We start from the raw sequence: 18,234 nt of genomic DNA on the forward strand, positions 1-18,234 counted from the left end.
CAAAGATGAATCGTCAACCAGATGGTTGAATGAAAAGAAACTGTCAACGCAGTGCGGAACCTTATCACCGGCCACATGCGCCAGCCCGTCGCACTTCCATTTTCCTCTTTTTTTTCAACATATTAAACCGCAAGCATTTCTTTTCACCCCAGCTTGACACCCGCCCCTCCCGCTTCTAGTGTCCGCCCGAATTCTGAGTGTTGAGGGCCGGTGGTCCATCAGCTTTCCCGAGGGGACAAATCCTATGGCCAACCCGCCTGACGACAACAGGCTGGCCGCACTGGAAGAGCGGATCAGGGCGGCGCAGAAAGCGCAGGCTCCTGCGCCCCGGGGAAAGAGCAAGTACACGGCCTCAAGCCTCGCTTGGCGCATGGTGCTTGAACTGGTGGTCGGCATGGGCCTCGGCGTCGGCATCGGGTACGGGCTGGACAGCCTTTTCGGGACACTCCCGATCTTCCTGATGATCTTCGCCCTGCTCGGGTTTGCCGCGGGGATTCGCACAATGATGCGGACCGCTGGCGAAGTGAAGAACAAACGGGCCGAGGGTGCACTCCTCGGCGGTGACAACGAGGGCGAGAATGGCTGATACCGCTGCAGAGACCGGCACTGAACATGCAGAAAGCGGCCTGAACATCCATCCGATGGATCAGTTCGAGGTGCTGCCGCTGTTCGGCGGGACAGAAGTTCACTGGTACACACCCACCAACGCAATGCTGTGGATGCTCCTGACGCTCGCCGCGATCACCGCGCTGCTCGTCGTCGGTTCCAGCCGGCAGGCGCTCGTACCCGGCCGCGGCCAGAGCATGGCCGAACTGACCTATGGTTTCGTCCACAAAATGGTGGAGGACGTCGCAGGCAAGGAAGGCCTGAAGTACTTCCCCTATATCATGACGATCTTCACGTTCATCCTGTTCGCCAACCTGCTGGCGCTGATCCCGATGAGCTTCTCGACCACGTCCCACATCGCCGTCACCGCCGTACTGGCGCTGGCCGTGTTCATCTCCGTCACCGTCATCGGGTTCGTCAAGCACGGGCCGAAGTTCCTGGAACTGTTCTGGGTCAAGTCCGCGCCGCTGGCACTGCGCCCGGTGCTGGCCGTGATCGAGTTGATTTCCTATTTCGTCCGTCCGCTCAGCCACTCCATCCGGCTTGCGGGCAACCTGATGGCCGGCCACGCGGTGCTGAAAGTGTTCGCGGGCTTCGCCGGCGTGCTGGGCGCAGGCGCGGTACTGCCGATCGTGGCCATCGCGGCGATCTACGGGCTGGAACTGCTCGTGGCCGTGATCCAGGCTTATGTCTTCGCAATTCTGACGTGCGTCTACCTCAACGACGCGCTTCACCCGTCTCACTAAGAACAACCGAACTTTCCATCAAAGGAGTATCATCATGGAAGGCGATATCGCACAAATGGGCGCATTCATCGGCGCAGGGCTCGCATCCATCGGCATGGGCGGCGCTGGCATCGGTGTGGGCCACGTGGCCGGCAACTTCCTCGCAGGCGCCCTGCGCAACCCGGCAGCCGCCGGCGAGCAGACCGCAACGCTCTTCATCGGCATCGCGTTTGCCGAAGCGCTCGGCATCTTCTCGTTCCTCGTTGCCCTGCTTCTGATGTTCGCCGTCTGATACCGGGCACTGCCCATCAGACATGACCGGCGCAGCCAAACCGGGCTGCGCCCGAACATCGGAGAGAGCCAATGGCCGAACCTACAGCAGGTGCAGAAAACGCCGCCGCAGCCGGTCCCGGCATGCCGCAGCTGGATTTCTCCACCTATACCAACCAGATCTTCTGGCTAGTCGTCACGCTGGTGGCGATCTACTTCGTGCTGACGAAGGTTGCCCTGCCACGCATCGGCGGAGCACTGGAGGATCGGCACGAGGCCATTGCCGACGATCTCGAACAGGCCGCGGAACTCAAGCGCCGCGCCGAGCAGGCCGAGGAGGCGTATAACGTCGCGCTCGCCACTGCCCGCGCCGATGCCCAGAAGATCGCTGCCGACACCAAGGCCGAGATTCAGACGGAACTCGACGCCGCGACCGCCAAGGCGGATGCGGAAATCGCTGCGAAGGCCGCCGAGAGCGACGCCCATATCGCCGAAATCCGCGCAAGCGCGATGGAAAGCGTGGAAGAAGTTGCCAATGATACGGCCATTGCCGTCGTCGAAGCGCTGCTTCCGGGTGCCGCAGACAAGGCCGCCGTCAAATCCGCAGTCGCGGACACGTTGAAAGGATAACGACATGAGCACGATTATCCTCGCAACCGGCCCGTTCTTCAGCCTCAACAACACCAACTTCGTGGTGCTGCTGGGCTTCCTCGTCTTCATCGGTATCCTGCTTTACGCGGGTGTTCCGGCGAAGATCACCTCCATGCTGGATGCACGTGCGGCCAAGATCCGTGCCGATCTCGATGAGGCGAAGACGCTGCGCGAAGAAGCCCAGACGCTGCTTGCTTCTTACGAGCGCAAGCAGAAGGAGGTCACCGATCAGGCCGCCTCCATCGTTGCTGCCGCCAAGGCGGATGCACAGGCTGCCGCTGCACAGGCAAAGGAAGATCTGCAAGACACCATCGCGCGCCGCCTGAAGGCCGCGACGGACCAGATCGCATCTGCCGAGCAGCACGCGGTGAAGGAAGTGAAGGACAAGGCGGCCACTGTCGCTATCGCTGCCGCTACAAAAGTCATTGCGGAGAAACTCGGCCCTGCCGAGAGCGATGCGATGATCGACGCGGCAATCAAGGACGTCTCTGCCAAGCTTCACTGAGCCGGGACAGATTGCAGAACATCAGGGGTGTGCCGTCGCGGCGCACCCTTTTTTGTTGCTTTCGGCGTGGGCACCTTGACCCCAGGGGAGGCGGGGCCATCCTTTGGCCGGGGCCATTGGAGGGAGCGCGATGACCGTCATACGAGAGGCGCGGAGTGATGATCTGCCGGCGATGGCCGCGTTGTTGCTGGCTCAGGCCGACATGCGCCACGCGCGGGATCCGGTTTTCTGGCCTATTGCCGCGAATGCGCAGGCAACGGTCACGCTTGCGCTGGAAAAATCTCTGGAAGGTGGCGAGCAGCCGATCTGGCAGCGATGGCTTGTGGCGGAAACCGATGACAGGATCACGGGTCTGGCCCATGTGATGCGCCTGCCCGTACCACCGATCTATGCCGGCCGGTTCGGACAGCCTGGGCTGCTGCGCGAGGACAGTTGCGTCTCGCCAGATGCCGATGCTGGCCTGCGGGCAGAATTGCTGGCCGCGGCGGAAGAGATGCTGCGCGCCGACGGTGCCGAGGTGTTGCTGGCATCCGTGCGATCGGGGGAAGACTGGCAGAGCACCTGTGCGGATGCCGGCTACACTCCCCTGACGCTGTACTTCGCAAAATCCGGCCTGAAGGAAAAGCCGGTGGCGGAAGGCATCCGCGGTGCGGGTGAGGAGGATCTGCAGGATATCGTCGCCCGCAGCGCCGAGAACCGGGCCATCCTTCACCGGCTGAATTCGTTCTGGGAGCCCCACGCCGAGGCCGACGCCCGTTTCGGGGCCTGGATGCAGCGTAGCCTTTCGCTGGAGGATCGCGACATGTTGATTGGCGGCTCGGGCTACATCATTGCCCAGCCCGCCTCACCTCTGCATTTTCCGGCAGCGCATGAGGCAGGTGCCGTGGGTGCCATCGACGATTTCTATCATACCGATCTTGCCGACAGCACCAGCCTGCAGAACGAGGGCGAGGCCGCCATTGCCTTGCTGGACGCGGGCGAATCGACGCTTGTCGCGCGGGGGCGGGATGCCGCATTCGTCGTCTGCCCGGCAGCCTGGGTCGCGAAGGCGCGGATGTTGGAGGCTGCGGGCTATCGACCGGAACTGATCTGGATGATCAAACAGTAGCGGCAAGCTGCGCCGCGATGGCGGCCTTGTCGATTACCGACCAGACGGACACGATGCGGCCATCTGCGAATTCGTAGAAGACATTCTCCGAGAAGGAGACGGTGCGGCCGTTGACCGGCAGGCCGAACAGCATAGCCTTCGGGGTGCAGGAAAAGTCCAGCCGCGACGCCACCACCGGCGGCTCCGAAACCAACATCGCGATGTTGAAGGAAAGATCGGGGATCGCCTCGAAATCGGCCTCCAGCATGGAGCGATAGCCACAGAGGCCGATCCGCTCACCATTGTAGCTGACATCGTCAGCAACGAAATCGCCGAGCCGCGCCCACTCCTGACCGTTCAGGCAGGCGATATAATTGCGGTAGCGCTGCGCAATGTCCGAACGATTCATCTCAGCTGCGCCGCAGTTCGTGCTCGAAGCGCAGTTTTGCGGTTTCCTCGTTGGCCGTACGCCGCAACTGTTCCTCCATAGCGTCGCGCACGAAATCGAGATGCGCGGCCACCGCTGTCCGCGCGCCGACGTCATCGCGCGCCTGCAGCGCATCATTGATTGCGCGGTGCTGGTCCAGCAAATCGCGACGCGTTGGCCGGAGAGAGAACAGGGTCTGGCGGTTGTAGAAGACGCCCTCCTTCAACAGACCGAACATCGACCGCATCATGTGCAGCATCACGACGTTATGCGAGGCCTCTATAATTGCCATGTGAAATTCGACGTCCAGTTCCGCCTCCTCCCGCGAGGAGCGTTTCTCGTGAGCGGCCTCCATCTTGGAGAAGATCGCATGAATGACATCGAGGTCGGTGCCGCTGGCCTCCCGCGCGGCCCGGCCCGCGGCCATCATTTCCAGATCTCGGCGAAACGACAGGTAGTCGAACAGAGCTTCGGGGTGGGTGGCAAACAGGCGGACGAGGGGCGGTGCGAAGGCGGAGCCCAGCACCTCGGCGACGAAGGCTCCGGCGCCCGGACGAGTCTCGACGAGCCCCTCCCGTTCCAGTTCCGCCAAAGCCTCCCGAACCGATGGCCGGGAGACACCCATTTCGGCTGCCATGTCCCGCTCTGACGGCAGCCGCTCTCCGGGGCGGAGAACGCCACGCAGGATCAGGCTTTCTATCTGGCGGGAAACGGACGTGGCGACGCGCTCCTGCGCGATGGGTCGGAAGGGCATGGGCGGCATCCTTAAAACTGGTCAGATGTTATGACCGCCGCTTGCAGGGGGCAAGGTGGCGCCCGAACAACGGGCGCCCTACCCCGCGATCAGCCCGGCTGACCGGCCGTGACGGTGCGCGCGAGCGTCAACTGCGCCAGCGCGAAGGCCACGACGCCGCAGATGGCGATGGCCACCAGCATCGGCAGCGCGGTGCCGTCGAAGAACGGGCTCATCACCGCGATCATCACCCCGCCGGTGACCATCTGGATCGTGCCGCCGAGCGACGAGGCGAGGCCGGCGATGTCGCCATGCTCATCGAGGGCCAGCACCATTGCCGTCGGGATCACGAGGCCGAGGCAGGCGTTGCCGAGGAACAGGAACACCATGATTGCCGGCAGGCTCTGGCCGAAGCCGAGGGCGAAGGCAAGGTTGGCAACGGTGAACAGGCCGAACCCCGAAACCGCCAGCCGCACCACGCGGCGCTGGCCGAACCGCTCTCCCAATGCGCCGGCAAGCTGGGATGTGCCGAAGAAGCCGATGGCGTTGACGGCGAAAGCCAGCGAAAAGCCGACCTCCGAAAGGCCGAACTGGCTGGTGTAGACAAAGGAGGCGCTGGCGATGAACACGAAGAAGCTGGCCATACCGAAGCCGCCGATGAAGGTGAGGCCCATGAAAAACGGGTCTCGGAACAGGGTCTTCGCCCCGGCCATCAGGCTGGCGCGGTTGGCGCGGCGGCGTTTTTCCGGTGGCAACGTCTCGCCCAGTTGCGTGCCGGTGAGAAACAGGCTGAAGACAGCCAACGCCGCCAGAAAGACGAAGATCCAGCGCCAGCTGACAAGGGCTATCACGCCGCTGCCTGCCAGCGGCGCCAGCATCGGCGAGACGGAAATCACCAACATCACCGTAGCCATCAGGCGCGTCGCCGCGGGGCCGGTGTGCAGATCGCGGACAATGGCACGGGGGATCACCATGACCGAGGCGGCGCCCAGGCCCTGAATGAACCGGAAGAGGATCAGCCAGCCGACAGAGGGCGCGAGTGCGCAGCCGAGCGAGGCGGCGCAAAACAGGCCCAGCCCGAAATACAACGGCATCCGCCGGCCCGACTGATCAGCCCATGGCCCGTAGACGAGTTGTGCGACACCAAAGGCGACGAAATAGAAGGTGAGCGTCATCATCACCGTTGCTTCTTCCGCCCCGAGGCCCGCGCCAATGGCGGGTAGTGCCGGCAGGTACATGTCGATGGCGAAGGGGCCTACGGATGCGAGCAAGCCGATGATGAATGCTATGCGCAGCGATGAACGTGCCATGGAGGTATCCCGGAATCGAATGAAGTGACGCGAAGGATCCCCGCGTCACGCAGGTTGAAAGTGTTCAGAATGCCGGGAACGGCCAGGCTTCAGAAGGAGAAGCCGACACCGACGTTGACGGCGTTCGTCAGGATGTTCGTGTCGAGAGAGCCACCGCCCTCCAGATCGGCGTTGTTCACCGAGTAGGTGCCGCCGTATTCGCCGTAGACCGACCATCGCTCCGTCAGCGAGTAGCTCGCGCCGGCAAACCAGCGAACTGCGGGGCCGGTGAGCTGGTACTCATAGGTCTCGGCTCCGCCCGGCGTGGTGACCTCAACGTGCGGAACCGAAACGCCAAGACCGAGACCGGCGTGCGCGGACCAACGCTCTGACAGTTCAAACCGGCGGGAGGCGTTCACGGTGACGATGTTGATGCCGTCGGTAAACTCAAGCACCGAGAAGCCGCTGTCAGCCAACGTCTCATCATCGGCGTAGACCTTGGCATGAGTGAATTCCAGGCCGAAACCCCAGTTGTTGTCCTGCCAGCGGGTGACGCGAGCACCATAGTAGGGCGGTGCCTCGAAGGAATTGCCGTTCCAGCCGGCGGTGAAATCGAAGGGCGTGCCGGTTTCGTCAGTGCCTGAAACCTCGGAATGCGGCGATTCCTGCAGACCGGTGTAGAGATTGATCTCATACTCCGCCGCCGTCGCGGGCATTGCTGCCAACATCAGGATCGCGCCCAGCGCGTACCGCATCTTATCGTCCTCGACTCTTCTCGCGTCCGCTCCTCGGACGCCCGCTACAAAATGAACCGTTTACGTGGTTGTTTACAAGCGCCTGTTGCAGTGCAGCAGCGGCAACTTACCTTTTACAAACAGCAATCTGGGACTTTTTCAAGCCGAATCCAGAGCACGAAGCTGTTACTTCCGGCACATCGTGCCCAAACCGGCGCACTTCGGCGATTTCCTCGCCGACCGATGCAGAATTGGCACATCCGGCGGCGGCGAAAGCATCAGGCGTCGTTCAGGCTCCAATCATAACGGTAGGCGGCAATTTTATCCACCTTCTCTACGGCCGACAGGCGACCCGGCTCCAGGTATTTGCGGAAATGGGCGAGAACGCCGGCATCCGTGCCGCCGAAATCCTGTTTGTACCAATCGTAGAGCGAGGAGACGACCAGACGCCCATCCTGCAGTGTCATGCCGCGTGGATGGTTGATGTATGCCCAGGCGCCGGCCTGCAGCATCGAGCCAAGTCGGTCGGCGCTCCATGGTCGATCCGCGAGGTTGGGGCAGCCGAGCGAGGCGCAGTTGACGGCATAGTGAACACGGGCGTCACCCCAAACGGGGCGGAGGATGCCATGTTCGATATCGTCGAGCGAGAGGTCCTGCCCCGCCACGCGCAACCGCTTCTCCTGCCACGGCCCGGAAGTAAAGAGACCGCCGCCGATGTCGCGAATCGATTTGACCGGATAGGCCGCGAGTACCGTCTCAATTGTGGCAGCATTGTAGAGATTCACCCAAAAGGCGAATGCTGAGGCCGATGTCAGGCGGCTCGGATCAATTGAAGATAGCGCAACAATGTACGAAGCAACCTGAGATTGTTTTGCATCTCGGTATGCGAATCGGGCAATTCCGTCTTTTGATAATCGAACGTGGTCGCGCAGGACAGCTGCCCAGGCAGAATGATCCGGATCGGGTTCCGAACCGAATTTACGCCATCTTTCGTCGATAAGTCTTGCTGCAGGTGCGGAAAATGCGCGGGAATTGGCCGAAAACAGCAACAATCCCGTGATGCCCATACCTAAGTAGCGTCGAGTTATGGTTGAAATCTTGTAGCTCCGATTAAGTCGTTCATAGTATCTGTTTACCGAATATATCATCGAAGGCTTGTGAAATCCTTGTGATCGGAAGAGGATGATCGGCCGAAAGGTATTGAGGATTCACGTCCTATGGACTTGTTACTACCGCTGATACTACTTTTGGGCGCTGCATTTGTCTGGGCATACAGAATGCACACGCGCCCCGAAGAAGAAGGGCAGCTTGAAGCGCCGGATGATGTACGCTCCGCCGCCTGTTCTTTCGGTTACTGGAAAACCCGCAGCAAACATCCTCTGGATTGCATTGAAAGCCCGAGTATCGCCATGGCCACCGTTCTCTGCCGGGCGGTCGAGGGGCAGAACGGCCTGACTTCGCGGGAAATCGCCAAACTCAAAACTGCCCTCGCACGGGAGTTCGGGCTGGATGCGGAGAGCGTCGCCCGGCTTCTTACCCTTTCCCACTGGCTGGCCGCGCAGGGGTCCAGCCGCGCCGGCGCAATGTCACGCATGGCCCGCAATTTTGCAGCCCTGCCGATGACGGGCTTCCGCGCCCCGCTGATCCGGCTGTTCCACGAAGTGGCCACCGTGATCCCGGACGAAGACCAGGAACTGGCGGTTCAATCCATCAATCTGTTCCTGGCGGAGTTTGCCAAGGAACGCGGCGGCAAGAAAAAAATGTTCGTGTCCAATCTGGCATCCTGCACAGCCTGACAGCGACAAGCTCTGTTTACACACCTGCGCCAGAGGGTAAGTTCCTGATATATCCAGTCGGCACCGGCCCAGCCCGCCGTCGTTCAGGGAAGGAGTTGCCCAGTGCCTGTACTTGTCGCCTTGCTCGGTTTTCTTGCCGCCGCAGGATACTGGTATTTCCGCATCCGCGATGCCGGCGGCACCGCCCGCGATCTTGCCGATGCGGCCAATGACGTCCGGCTAGCCGCCCGCCGCTTCGGGTTCCGGAGCCGCGCCAACATCCATCCGATCGACTGTATCGAGGATGCTCGCATGGCCGCAGCCGGTATCACCGTCGCGGTGGCGGAGATGGACGGCGCACTGACACAAGCCGAGAAGGATACCGCCATCGTCCAGTTCCAGTCCGTCTTCGATGTCTCGAAATCGGACGCGGAGGAGTTGTTCACCTTCGGCCGCTGGATCGCCTCGCAGTCCGGCACGCGAGCCGAAGCCGTGCGAAGGCTGACGAAAAAACTGGTGTCGCTGGCCGGGGCCGAGGCCGGGCCGGATCTGATCAGGCTTGTCAAGGCCGTGGGAATGGCAGAAGGAAATATCTTGCACGACGACGCGGAGGATGCGCTGCAGACCATCCGCCGCTACTTTCCCAACGCCTGAGGAGATATCATGGCCGAGATCAAGCGCTTCCAGAGTTCTGCCCGCATGAGCCAGATCGTGCGTCACGGTGATACCGTCTACCTCGCCGGTCAGGTGGGTGACGGCACGTCCGTCGCCGAGCAGACCGCCTCGTGCCTCGACAAGGTCGACGCCCTGCTGGAGCAGGCCGGCTCCAGCCGCAAGCACATCCTGCAAGCCATCATCTGGCTGACCGACATGTCCGATTTCGCCGAGATGAACCAGGTGTGGGATGCGTGGGTGCCCGAGGGCCACCCCCCTGCCCGTGCCTGTGGTGAAGCGAGACTCGCGGCCGACAGCCTGAAGGTGGAAGTGATCGTGACGGCCGCCGTGGCGGAATAGCTGGCGCCCGTTCGACGGAAACGAAAAAGGGGCGGCGGACACAGTGTCCGCCGCCCCTTTTTTATATTCTCCGGCGCTGGAGAGCGGGGAGCCGCCCTTACCGGTCGTCGTCGTTCAGCGAGAGCTTCAGCAACGTCAGCCGGGTCTGGATGGCGTCAAACGCGTCCTTGGGGTCGTCGCCCGCGCCGATGTCGAAGAAATCGGTGGATGCATCCGTGGCGCAGTGGCGCATCACATCGCGCGCGGCGTTGCCGGCGGTATCGTTCGACAGTGCATAGGTGATGGTGAAGATGGTGAGGTTGCCACCGCCCGCGGATTCCTTCGCGGCATCGCAGATCATTTCGGTCAGGTTGTCGCCCTCGACATTGTTGACCACCGCCTCCGAGTCCTTCAGTCCATCGTTGTTGTCACCGAACCATGCGTTGTTCCAGCGCTCCAGCCGCTCGCGCTGTTCGCGGCGAAGGCGCCAGTCGCTGTAGCCGGGTGTGGGCGAGTAGTAGTCCGAATCGTTGATGATGCGGCGCTGCTGGGTGTTCCGACCATCGGTCATGATGATCAGGTACTTGTGCGCTGTGTTGTCCGTGTAGTCATGGGGCCAGCCGTCGTATTCAGACGGAAGCGCCACCGACGCGCGCGGATCGGTCGGGCCGTGAGAGTGATCGATCATATCGGTCACGAGGCCGCGGGACGACGTATCCAGAAGCGCCGCCGCCCATTTCACTCCGGAATAGGTGGCCGTGTAGTTCTCGGCCTTCATGCCATTGACCATGCTCACGACGTCACTGGCATTGGTGGCGTAGGGCATGATCCGGTTTTCGGCAACGGGGCAGCCATAGCGATGCTCGTTGTTGAAATAGTACTGACCCTGCCCGCGGGTGACTTCCGGGAAATGCTGCTGCTGCCGGTGCGAAACATCGCCCAGGCTTCCGCGGATCTCCACGCGGGAGAAATCCGGGTTGTTGCGGACAGTCGAGTTGCCGCCGGTGCCTTCGGTGTTGAACTGGAAGCAGTAGGAATAGTCGTGGACGAACAGGAAATCCTTTACCGGCTGCAGATTGAAGTGTTCCGCCATGAACGCATTGGCCGAGGAGTTGGATGTATACGGCACAACGGAAACGAGGGTCTGGCCGAGTTCCTGATCCTCGAACAGATCGGTCGTGAAACCTGTCACCGCATCCTGCATTGCCTGCATGCGGATCTTCTTGGCACCGCGGGGGTTGTTCGGATCCACCGGCACGTTTGAGGAAGACAGCATCGAGCCCGAAACGTCGAGGACCAGCGCGATTTCGATATCGAGACGGCGCTGCTCGGCGTAGCTGGCGGCCGGAATCTTCATCTCTCCGAAACCGGCGATTTTCAGAAAGAAGGTGTCCAGATCATAGGAGGCGGAGGCCTCGACCGCGGATTCGTAATCGGCGAGGCCATCCGGAATGCGGACATTTACGGCGGGAACGGCACGGTCGAACGTGCGTGCCTTCATGTAGCTGAGGATAAGTTCCTTCTTCTCCTGCTCAAGCTGCTCCTGGGACTTGCCCTCTTCCCGCTGTGCCAGCGTCTGAGACAGGGAGGTTGCCGCCAGAACGCCACGATCCAGTGCATTCTGAAGGTCCGCGCGCGCGGCTTCGTGGCGCATGAAGTCAACGCCCATGCCAGTCATCACGACCATCGTCAGGAACAGCAGGACAATCATCGGCATGATCGCCCCGTCTTCGTCGCGCAGAGTCTGTTTCAGTTTATCCATGTTTCACCACCTACCCGGGCTTACTTGTCAAAACGGCTCATGCAGCCGGACACCGCCCGTCGAGGTTGTTTAATCAGAACGATTGACCAAACTTCGACCGGAAGGTGTCGGAATCGTTCTAAATCAGGGCAGGTTAATGGCAGTCAAAACCCAGTAAGTCATTATTCAGTAAGCTTAATATTTGGTTTCGTGCTCGCCGGACACAAGCTGCCGCATGGCTTCCGCTACGGCAATTCCAGCGGTCACAGCGACGTTGAGAGAGCGGCCGCCACCGGGCATCGGCACCCGCACACGCGCATCCGCAGCGGCGTGCACCTCCGGCGGCACGCCCGCGCTTTCGCGCCCCATCATCAGGGTATCACCCGCCTGAAAGGAGAAATCCCAAAGGTCGCTATCTGCCGCCGTCGTCATCAGCACCAATCGTCCCGGCGTCCTGCCTGCGCGGAACGCATCCCACGAATCGTGATGAACCACCTCTGCGATATCGGCATAGTCCATCGCGCTGCGGCGAAGGGCCTTGACCGAGAACGGAAAGCCGCAGGGGCTGATCACGTCCACCGGCACACCGAAACAGGCACCGATGCGGATCATGGAGCCGAGGTTCTGGGCGATATCGGGCTGAAAGGCGCAGAGGCGTAACATTCTCTCAACTCTCTCCAAATACCCCGCGTGCCGGGCCACCTGCGGCGCAAAGTCCGCTGGACCAGAGGCGACTTGTCCTCTAGGAAACCGCTGAAAGCGGTGTAACATCACCGCGAGGTGCGGTCTGCGCCGAAGTCACCACGCCCGAAGCGGCAGAACAAGGAGAAACGCCCAATGGCAAATATGGAAGAAGACCACGGCACCCGCCGCGACTTTCTCTATGTCGCCACCGGTGCCGCCGGGGCAATTACGGCAGGAGCGGCTGTCTGGCCACTCGTAACCCAGATGGCTCCGAGTGCCGACGTTCAGGCGCTGTCTTCCATACAGGTTGATGTCGGCGGGCTGGAGCCGGGAAGCCAGATTACCGAACTGTGGCTCGGCAAGCCGGTTTTCATCCGCCGCCGTACGCCGGAGGAGATCGAGGAGGCCCGTTCGGTCGACGTGTCCTCGCTGCCCGACGGACTCGCCCGCAATGCCAACGACCCGTCCACCGCCGATGCCGCGGACGAGAACCGCACGCTTGACGAAGCCGGTGAATGGCTGGTGATGATCGGTGTCTGCACCCATCTCGGCTGCGTGCCGCTGGGCGATGCCGGTGATTTCGGCGGCTGGTTCTGCCCCTGCCACGGCTCCCACTACGACACTGCCGGACGCATTCGCCGCGGCCCCGCACCCGAAAACCTGCCAGTGCCGGTCGCGGAGTTCATCTCCGACACCGTAATCAAGCTCGGCTAAGGGAGGAAAAGACAGATGAGTGGCATTCCCCACGATCATTACGAGCCCAAGTCCGACGCCGAGAAGTGGCTGGACCGGCGCTTGCCAATCGTCGGCATCCTGCATTCGACGCTGACGATCCCGACACCGAAAAACCTGAACTGGATGTGGATCTGGGGCATTGTCCTGACGTTCTGCCTCGCGCTCCAGATCATCACCGGCATCACCCTTGTGATGCACTACACGCCGGACACCACGCTGGCCTTCGCCTCCATCGAGCACATCATGCGCGATGTGAACGGCGGCTGGGCACTGCGTTATGTCCACATGAACGGCGCCTCGCTGTTCTTTGTCGCCGTTTACATGCACATCTTCCGCGGCCTCTTCTACGGCTCCTACAAGGAACCGCGCGAGGTCACGTGGATCATCGGTATGCTCATCTACCTGCTGATGATGGCCACTGCCTTCATGGGCTATGTGCTGCCCTGGGGGCAGATGTCATTCTGGGGCGCCACCGTGATCACCGGCCTGTTCGGCGCAATTCCGGGCGTTGGCCCGACCCTTCAGGAATGGCTGCTCGGCGGACCGGCCGTGGGGAACTACACGCTGACGCGCTTCTTCTCGCTGCATTACCTGCTGCCGTTCGTGATCGCCGGCCTTGTCGTCGTGCATATCTGGGCCTTCCACACCACGGGCAACAACAACCCGACGGGTGTGGAGGTGCGGCGCACATCGAAGAAGGACGCGGAGGCGGACACGCTGCCGTTCTGGCCATACTTCGTCATCAAGGACCTGTTCGCGCTGGTGCTGATCCTCGCGGTATTCGCCGCGATCGTCGCCTTCATGCCAAACTACCTTGGCCACCCGGACAACTACATCGAGGCCAATGCACTGGCGACGCCGGCGCACATCGTGCCCGAATGGTACTTCCTGCCGTTCTACGCGATCCTGCGCGCCTTCACGGCCGATGTCTGGATCGTGCAGTTCGCCAGCTTCATCACCGGCGGGATCGTCGATGCGAAGTTCTTCGGTGTGCTGGCCATGTTCGGCGCCATTGCCGTCATGGCGCTGGCACCGTGGCTCGACACATCCAGCGTCCGCTCCGGGCGGTACCGGCCGCAGTTCAAGATCTGGTTCTGGATCCTGTGCTTCGACTTCATCCTGCTGATGTGGTGCGGCGCGATGCCGGCCGAGGAGCCCTACGCCTCGATTTCCCTCCTCGCCTCCGCCTACTGGTTTGGCTATTTCCTCGTGATCCTGCCGATCCTCGGCGTGATCGAGAAGCCGCTGGCACGGCCGGAAACGATCGAAGAGGACTTCAAGGCCCACTACGGCGGCACGGACGGCAGCGACGCCACTGCCACCCCGGCCGAGTAAGACAGGAACGGAACAGAATGATGAAACGCACAACGCTCTTGTCCGCCCTCCTCGGTATCGGCCTTCTGGCCGGTGCCCCGGCTGCTCTCGCCGCCGGCGGCGAGGAACAGCACATCACCGATTATTCCTTCAGCTTCGAAGGGCCGTTCGGCTCCTACGACCAGGATCAGCTTCAGCGCGGCCTTCAGGTCTACACCGAGATCTGCTCCGGCTGCCACGGGCTGCGCTATGTACCGTTCCGCGCGCTCGAGGATCTGGGCTATACCGATGCCGAGGTTCGTGCCTACGCCGCGAACTTCTTCGTGCCCGATACCGGGCCGGATGCGCAGCCGGGTGACGAACGTGAAGCCGGGCCCACGGACTATTTTCCGAAATCCGGGGTGGCCAACGCACCGGACCTCAGCCTGATGGCCAAGGCCCGCGCCGGTTTCCACGGCCCGCTCGGCACCGGCCTGTCGCAGCTGTTCAATGGCATGGGTGGCGCGGAATACATCGCCTCGCTCAACACCGGTTTCACCGGTGAGGAAAAGGAAGAAGCGGGCACCCTGCTCTACGAGAACACTGCCTATGGCGGTTACCTCGGCATGGGACAGCAGCTTTACGGTGACGACGTGGAATATGCCGACGGCACACCTGCAACGATCGAACAGGAAGCGATGGACGTCGCCGCATTCCTGATGTGGGCCGCGGAGCCGAAGCTGGAAGCACGCAAGTCGACCGGCATCTGGGTGGTGCTCTGGCTGGCGCTGGTCACGGTCGGCCTGTACCTCACCAACAAGAAGCTGTGGGCGCCGCACAAGGGCAAGCACAAGTAAGCCTGTTTGCCGCACGGCATCGGCAACGAACGGAAGGCGGCCCACGGGCCGCCTTTTTCATTTGCGGTACCGGGGCGCGAATCCGCACCACCGCCACATATTGCCGCCTTGAAAGCTCCGCCGGAAACACCCATCCTTGCACCTGACGAGGAGGAGCCCCCATGCCAACAGCCCAGACCGTTATCATCACCGGAGCAAGCCGGGGCATTGGCGAGGCCACGGCCCGCGCCTTTGCCGCAGAGGGCGCCAATGTCGTGCTCGCCGCCCGATCCGGGCAGGCGATCGCGACCATCGCCGAGGAAATCAACGCCACCGGCGGCCACGCCGTTGCGCAGACGGTCGACGTGGCGGACTGGGCATCGGTCGAGGGTCTTGTGAAGCTGGCGAAATCCCGTTTCGGCCGTCTCGATGTCATGGTCAACAACGCTGGCGTCATCGACCCGATCGGCCCGCTGGCGAAATCGGATCCGGAAGCCTGGGCGGCGGCGGCGGATGTGAACTACAAGGGCACCTTCTACGGAATACGGGCGGCGATGCCGCTGATGGAACGGCAGGGCAAGGGCGTGATCGTCAACATCTCGTCCGGTGCCGCCACCAGCCCGCTGGAGGGCTGGAGCCAGTATTGCAGCGCCAAGGCGGCCGCGGCGATGCTGACCCGCTGCGCCGACCGCGAGGCGAAGGGCGACGTACGCGTCGTCGGGCTTTCGCCCGGTACGGTGGCGACCGACATGCAGGTGAAGATCCGCGCCTCCGGCATCAACCCGGTCAGCCAGCTGGACCCTTCCGCCCACATTCCGCCCGACTGGCCCGCGCGCGCAATCATGTGGCTGGCCAGCGAAGATGCCACAGAATTCGCTGGCAGCGATGTCAGCCTGCGTGACGAGGCCATCAGGGCGCGTATCGGTCTGGCCTGACGCGTGCCGGTCTGTTCGCGGCGGCTAAACGCCGCCAGTCAGATCCGCATAACAGGCGACAGTTTCGGCGATTTCCTCCGCTGTGGCATCACGTTCGAAGAAATCGAGAAACCCTTCGTCGGGTGCCATCAGGTAGGTGAAGGTCAGGTGGTCCATCAGGTAATCCTCACCGGCCCCACGTTTGGCGTAATACACCTTGTAGGCTTTCGCTGCCGCGTCGACCTCCGCTTCGCTGCCGGTCAGGCCGATCATGCGGGGGTGCATCCAGCCGGTGTAGTCCGCCAGCACCTCCGGCGTATCCCGCTGCGGATCAACGGTAATCATCACTGGCACGGCGTCGATGCCCTGCTCCTCCAACAGCGAGACCGCCTCGGCATTGCGCACCGTGTCCACCGGACAGACATCGGGGCAGTAGGTATAGCCGAAATAGATCAGCGTCGGTCCGGTGATGACTTCCTTTTCCGTCACCCGCACGCCGTCCTGCCGGGTGAGTTCGAACGGCCCGCCGATCGTCTCCGCACCGGCAACGACGGTACCGCCGCCGCAACCGGCCAGCCTGTCCCCGCCGCGCCCGATCAGCACATAGGCAGCCGTCGCCGCCAGCATCAGGGTGGTGATGGCCAGGGCCAGCAGTGCGTAGATCCGGGTCATGTGCATCTCCTTCGCCGTCTTCGATGCCGCGCTTTGCTGCAAAGTGCAACAGCAGGTGCCTCACGCTTGCGTGCGCCGGCGCTGGCACGGCGCCGGGCGCTCTGCTAGAGGAAGGCATGACAGCGGTTCAGCCAGCATTGATGCCGATCCGTGCCCGGCGGGACTGGGTGCGCCTGCGCACGTTAATCTACCTGCGCTGGCTGGCAGTGCTGGGCCAGACCATCGCCATCGTTGTTGCCACCCAGTTCCTCGCCATCGACCTGCGGCTCGACTTCGTCTTCCTGCTGATCGCCGGTTCCGCGCTGTTCAACATCGGTTCCACCGTCATCCACCCGGAAAACAAGCGCCTCAATCATCGCGACGCAACGCTGGTGCTGCTCGTCGATCTCGCGCAGCTGGGGGCGCTGCTCTACCTTTCCGGCGGGCTGGCCAACCCGTTTGCCGTCATGGTGCTGGTGCAGACGATCATCAGTGCCACGGTGCTGACGCTGAGTTCGACGCTGCTGCTCGGCGCAGTAACTTTGGCCATGATCACGCTGCTCGGGCTGTTCAACATTCCACTGCACACCGCCGATGGCGTGCTGCTGGCCATTCCGCCGATCATCATTCTCGGCAATGCCGTCGCCTTGTCGATCTCGGTTGTCTTTCTCTCCGTCTATGCCCGGCGGGTGACGATGGAGAGCAACTCGATGTCCGAGGCTCTGACTGCCACGCAGCTGGCGCTGGAGCGTGAACAGAAACTGACAGCGCTGGGTGGCGTGGTGGCGGCGGCGGCACATGAACTGGGCACGCCACTGGCGACCATCAAGCTGGCCTCCGCCGAACTGGCGGAGGAACTGGAGGATTTTCCGGAACTGCGCGACGATGCGATCCTGATCCGAACCCAGGCCGACCGCTGCCGTGACATTCTTGCCTCCATGGGCAAGGTCGGCAAGGAAGACACCCTGGTGCGCTTCGCTCCGCTGAGCGCTGTGGTCGGCGAGGCTGCGGCCCCCCACATGAACCGGGGCATTACCGTCTATCTGCGGGTACAGGGTATCTGGCAGGACGGGCCGGAGGCGGAGGCGACCCCCGACGAACCCGACATTTCCCGCAGCCCGGAAGTAATTCACGGCCTGCGCAACCTCGTGCAGAACGCCGTCGACTTTGCCTACAGTTCCGTCTGGATCGACATGGGCTGGACAGAGGAGAAATTGCAGGTGCGCGTCGGAGACGACGGTCGTGGTTACCCCGCGGACCTTATCGGACGCATCGGCGACCCATTCGTCCGCCGGCGCAGCGCCGCCAAGCGTCAGCAGCGCCGACCAGGCTATCAGGGAATGGGTCTCGGCCTGTTCATCGCCAAGACATTGCTGGAACGCACTGGCGCCACCCTGACCTTTGTCAACGGGCTGCCCGATGACGGGGGACAGGTCGAACCCCAGAGCGCCGAACCCTCGGGTGCGATCGTCGAGGCAGTGTGGCAACGCGGCGTCCTCGACGTGCCGCGCGATGTCTCCCGCGGGCCGCTGGAAGCCAACACCGCGCTGACGAATTCCTGAAAAAGTTTAACCTTTGGTTAACA

General features: G+C 62.4%; 22 protein-coding genes. 14 read left to right on the top strand and 8 right to left on the bottom strand.

Going from position 1 to position 18,234, the window contains the following annotated elements; all coding sequences use genetic code 11:
* Positions 1 to 244: 244 nt before the first annotated feature.
* From GO499_RS12690 to GO499_RS12715, 6 genes are all read left to right on the top strand, one after another.
* Positions 245 to 586 (top strand): AtpZ/AtpI family protein, encoded by a 342-nt coding sequence (locus GO499_RS12690; RefSeq protein WP_161862523.1) that lies wholly within the window; start codon positions 245 to 247, stop codon positions 584 to 586.
* Entirely contained in the window at positions 579 to 1,352 is a 774-nt protein-coding gene (locus tag GO499_RS12695) for a F0F1 ATP synthase subunit A (protein ID WP_161862524.1), read from the top strand. Before GO499_RS12690 ends, GO499_RS12695 begins: the two co-directional genes overlap by 8 nt.
* A gap of 34 nt (positions 1,353 to 1,386) precedes the next feature.
* Positions 1,387 to 1,623, top strand: a complete 237-nt coding sequence (locus tag GO499_RS12700) for a F0F1 ATP synthase subunit C (protein WP_161862525.1) — start codon at positions 1,387 to 1,389, stop codon at positions 1,621 to 1,623.
* Positions 1,624 to 1,694: 71 nt separating this feature from the next.
* Positions 1,695 to 2,231 carry a F0F1 ATP synthase subunit B' gene (locus GO499_RS12705; RefSeq protein WP_161862526.1) on the top strand — a complete coding sequence of 179 codons (537 nt, stop codon included), beginning with the start codon at positions 1,695 to 1,697 and terminating at the stop codon, positions 2,229 to 2,231.
* A 4-nt stretch (positions 2,232 to 2,235) separates the two neighbouring features.
* On the top strand, positions 2,236 to 2,757 hold the full coding sequence (locus tag GO499_RS12710; RefSeq protein ID WP_161862527.1) for a F0F1 ATP synthase subunit B: 522 nt from the start codon (positions 2,236 to 2,238) through the stop codon (positions 2,755 to 2,757).
* Between the two features lie 130 nt (positions 2,758 to 2,887).
* A complete protein-coding gene (locus GO499_RS12715) occupies positions 2,888 to 3,865 on the top strand; it encodes a hypothetical protein (protein WP_161862528.1) in 978 nt (325 codons plus the stop codon).
* Here GO499_RS12715 and GO499_RS12720 read toward each other — a convergent pair.
* The 5 genes from GO499_RS12720 to GO499_RS12740 all read right to left on the bottom strand — a co-directional run bounded on the left by GO499_RS12720 (position 3,855) and on the right by GO499_RS12740 (position 8,094).
* A complete protein-coding gene (locus GO499_RS12720) occupies positions 3,855 to 4,253 on the bottom strand; it encodes an ester cyclase (RefSeq protein ID WP_161862529.1) in 399 nt (132 codons plus the stop codon). The two genes, GO499_RS12715 and GO499_RS12720, sit on opposite strands and share 11 nt — an antisense overlap.
* Before the next feature lies 1 nt (position 4,254).
* Entirely contained in the window at positions 4,255 to 5,025 is a 771-nt protein-coding gene (locus GO499_RS12725; protein ID WP_161862530.1) for a FadR/GntR family transcriptional regulator, read from the bottom strand.
* Between the two features lie 89 nt (positions 5,026 to 5,114).
* Complete coding sequence (locus GO499_RS12730) at positions 5,115 to 6,314, bottom strand: multidrug effflux MFS transporter (RefSeq protein WP_161862531.1); 1,200 nt, start codon at positions 6,312 to 6,314, stop codon at positions 5,115 to 5,117.
* An 89-nt stretch (positions 6,315 to 6,403) separates the two neighbouring features.
* On the bottom strand, positions 6,404 to 7,048 hold the full coding sequence (locus GO499_RS12735; RefSeq protein ID WP_161862532.1) for an outer membrane protein: 645 nt from the start codon (positions 7,046 to 7,048) through the stop codon (positions 6,404 to 6,406).
* 257 nt (positions 7,049 to 7,305) lie between these two features.
* Positions 7,306 to 8,094: a DUF547 domain-containing protein gene (locus tag GO499_RS12740; RefSeq protein WP_161862533.1), complete on the bottom strand. Its 789-nt coding sequence runs from the start codon at positions 8,092 to 8,094 to the stop codon at positions 7,306 to 7,308.
* 210 nt (positions 8,095 to 8,304) lie between these two features.
* On the opposite strand from GO499_RS12740, the gene GO499_RS12745 reads away from it, so the two are divergent.
* The 3 genes from GO499_RS12745 to GO499_RS12755 all read left to right on the top strand — a co-directional run bounded on the left by GO499_RS12745 (position 8,305) and on the right by GO499_RS12755 (position 9,816).
* Complete coding sequence (locus tag GO499_RS12745) at positions 8,305 to 8,823, top strand: tellurite resistance TerB family protein (RefSeq protein WP_161862534.1); 519 nt, start codon at positions 8,305 to 8,307, stop codon at positions 8,821 to 8,823.
* A 102-nt stretch (positions 8,824 to 8,925) separates the two neighbouring features.
* A complete protein-coding gene (locus tag GO499_RS12750) occupies positions 8,926 to 9,456 on the top strand; it encodes a hypothetical protein (RefSeq protein ID WP_161862535.1) in 531 nt (176 codons plus the stop codon).
* 9 nt (positions 9,457 to 9,465) lie between these two features.
* Positions 9,466 to 9,816 (top strand): RidA family protein, encoded by a 351-nt coding sequence (locus GO499_RS12755; RefSeq protein WP_161862536.1) that lies wholly within the window; start codon positions 9,466 to 9,468, stop codon positions 9,814 to 9,816.
* Between the two features lie 97 nt (positions 9,817 to 9,913).
* On the opposite strand, the gene GO499_RS12760 is transcribed toward GO499_RS12755, so the two are convergent.
* Both GO499_RS12760 and GO499_RS12765 read right to left on the bottom strand, forming a co-directional pair.
* The gene (locus tag GO499_RS12760) at positions 9,914 to 11,557 is read right to left on the bottom strand and encodes a TadE/TadG family type IV pilus assembly protein (RefSeq protein ID WP_161862537.1); all 1,644 of its coding nucleotides are present in this window, start codon (positions 11,555 to 11,557) and stop codon (positions 9,914 to 9,916) included.
* Between the two features lie 174 nt (positions 11,558 to 11,731).
* On the bottom strand, positions 11,732 to 12,199 hold the full coding sequence (locus GO499_RS12765; RefSeq protein ID WP_161862538.1) for a tRNA (cytidine(34)-2'-O)-methyltransferase: 468 nt from the start codon (positions 12,197 to 12,199) through the stop codon (positions 11,732 to 11,734).
* A 174-nt stretch (positions 12,200 to 12,373) separates the two neighbouring features.
* Here GO499_RS12765 and petA point away from each other — a divergent pair, with 174 nt between their 5' ends.
* From petA to GO499_RS12785, 4 genes are all read left to right on the top strand, one after another.
* A complete protein-coding gene (gene petA / locus GO499_RS12770; protein ID WP_161862539.1) occupies positions 12,374 to 12,934 on the top strand; it encodes a ubiquinol-cytochrome c reductase iron-sulfur subunit in 561 nt (186 codons plus the stop codon).
* 15 nt (positions 12,935 to 12,949) lie between these two features.
* Positions 12,950 to 14,290 carry a cytochrome b gene (locus tag GO499_RS12775; RefSeq protein WP_161862540.1) on the top strand — a complete coding sequence of 447 codons (1,341 nt, stop codon included), beginning with the start codon at positions 12,950 to 12,952 and terminating at the stop codon, positions 14,288 to 14,290.
* 20 nt (positions 14,291 to 14,310) lie between these two features.
* The gene (locus GO499_RS12780) at positions 14,311 to 15,105 is read left to right on the top strand and encodes a cytochrome c1 (RefSeq protein WP_431309902.1); all 795 of its coding nucleotides are present in this window, start codon (positions 14,311 to 14,313) and stop codon (positions 15,103 to 15,105) included.
* 161 nt (positions 15,106 to 15,266) lie between these two features.
* Positions 15,267 to 16,019, top strand: coding sequence for an SDR family oxidoreductase (locus GO499_RS12785; RefSeq protein ID WP_161862542.1), 753 nt, complete (start codon positions 15,267 to 15,269; stop codon positions 16,017 to 16,019).
* Between the two features lie 24 nt (positions 16,020 to 16,043).
* On the opposite strand, the gene GO499_RS12790 is transcribed toward GO499_RS12785, so the two are convergent.
* A complete protein-coding gene (locus GO499_RS12790) occupies positions 16,044 to 16,670 on the bottom strand; it encodes an SCO family protein (RefSeq protein ID WP_161862543.1) in 627 nt (208 codons plus the stop codon).
* Positions 16,671 to 16,786: 116 nt separating this feature from the next.
* Between GO499_RS12790 and regB the strand changes: the two genes are divergently transcribed.
* Positions 16,787 to 18,211, top strand: a complete 1,425-nt coding sequence (gene regB, locus GO499_RS12795) for a sensor histidine kinase RegB (RefSeq protein ID WP_161862544.1) — start codon at positions 16,787 to 16,789, stop codon at positions 18,209 to 18,211.
* Positions 18,212 to 18,234: the final 23 nt, after the last annotated feature.

Origin of the sequence: Algicella marina, assembly GCF_009931615.1 — a bacterium.
GTDB classification, from domain to species: domain Bacteria; phylum Pseudomonadota; class Alphaproteobacteria; order Rhodobacterales; family Rhodobacteraceae; genus Algicella; species Algicella marina.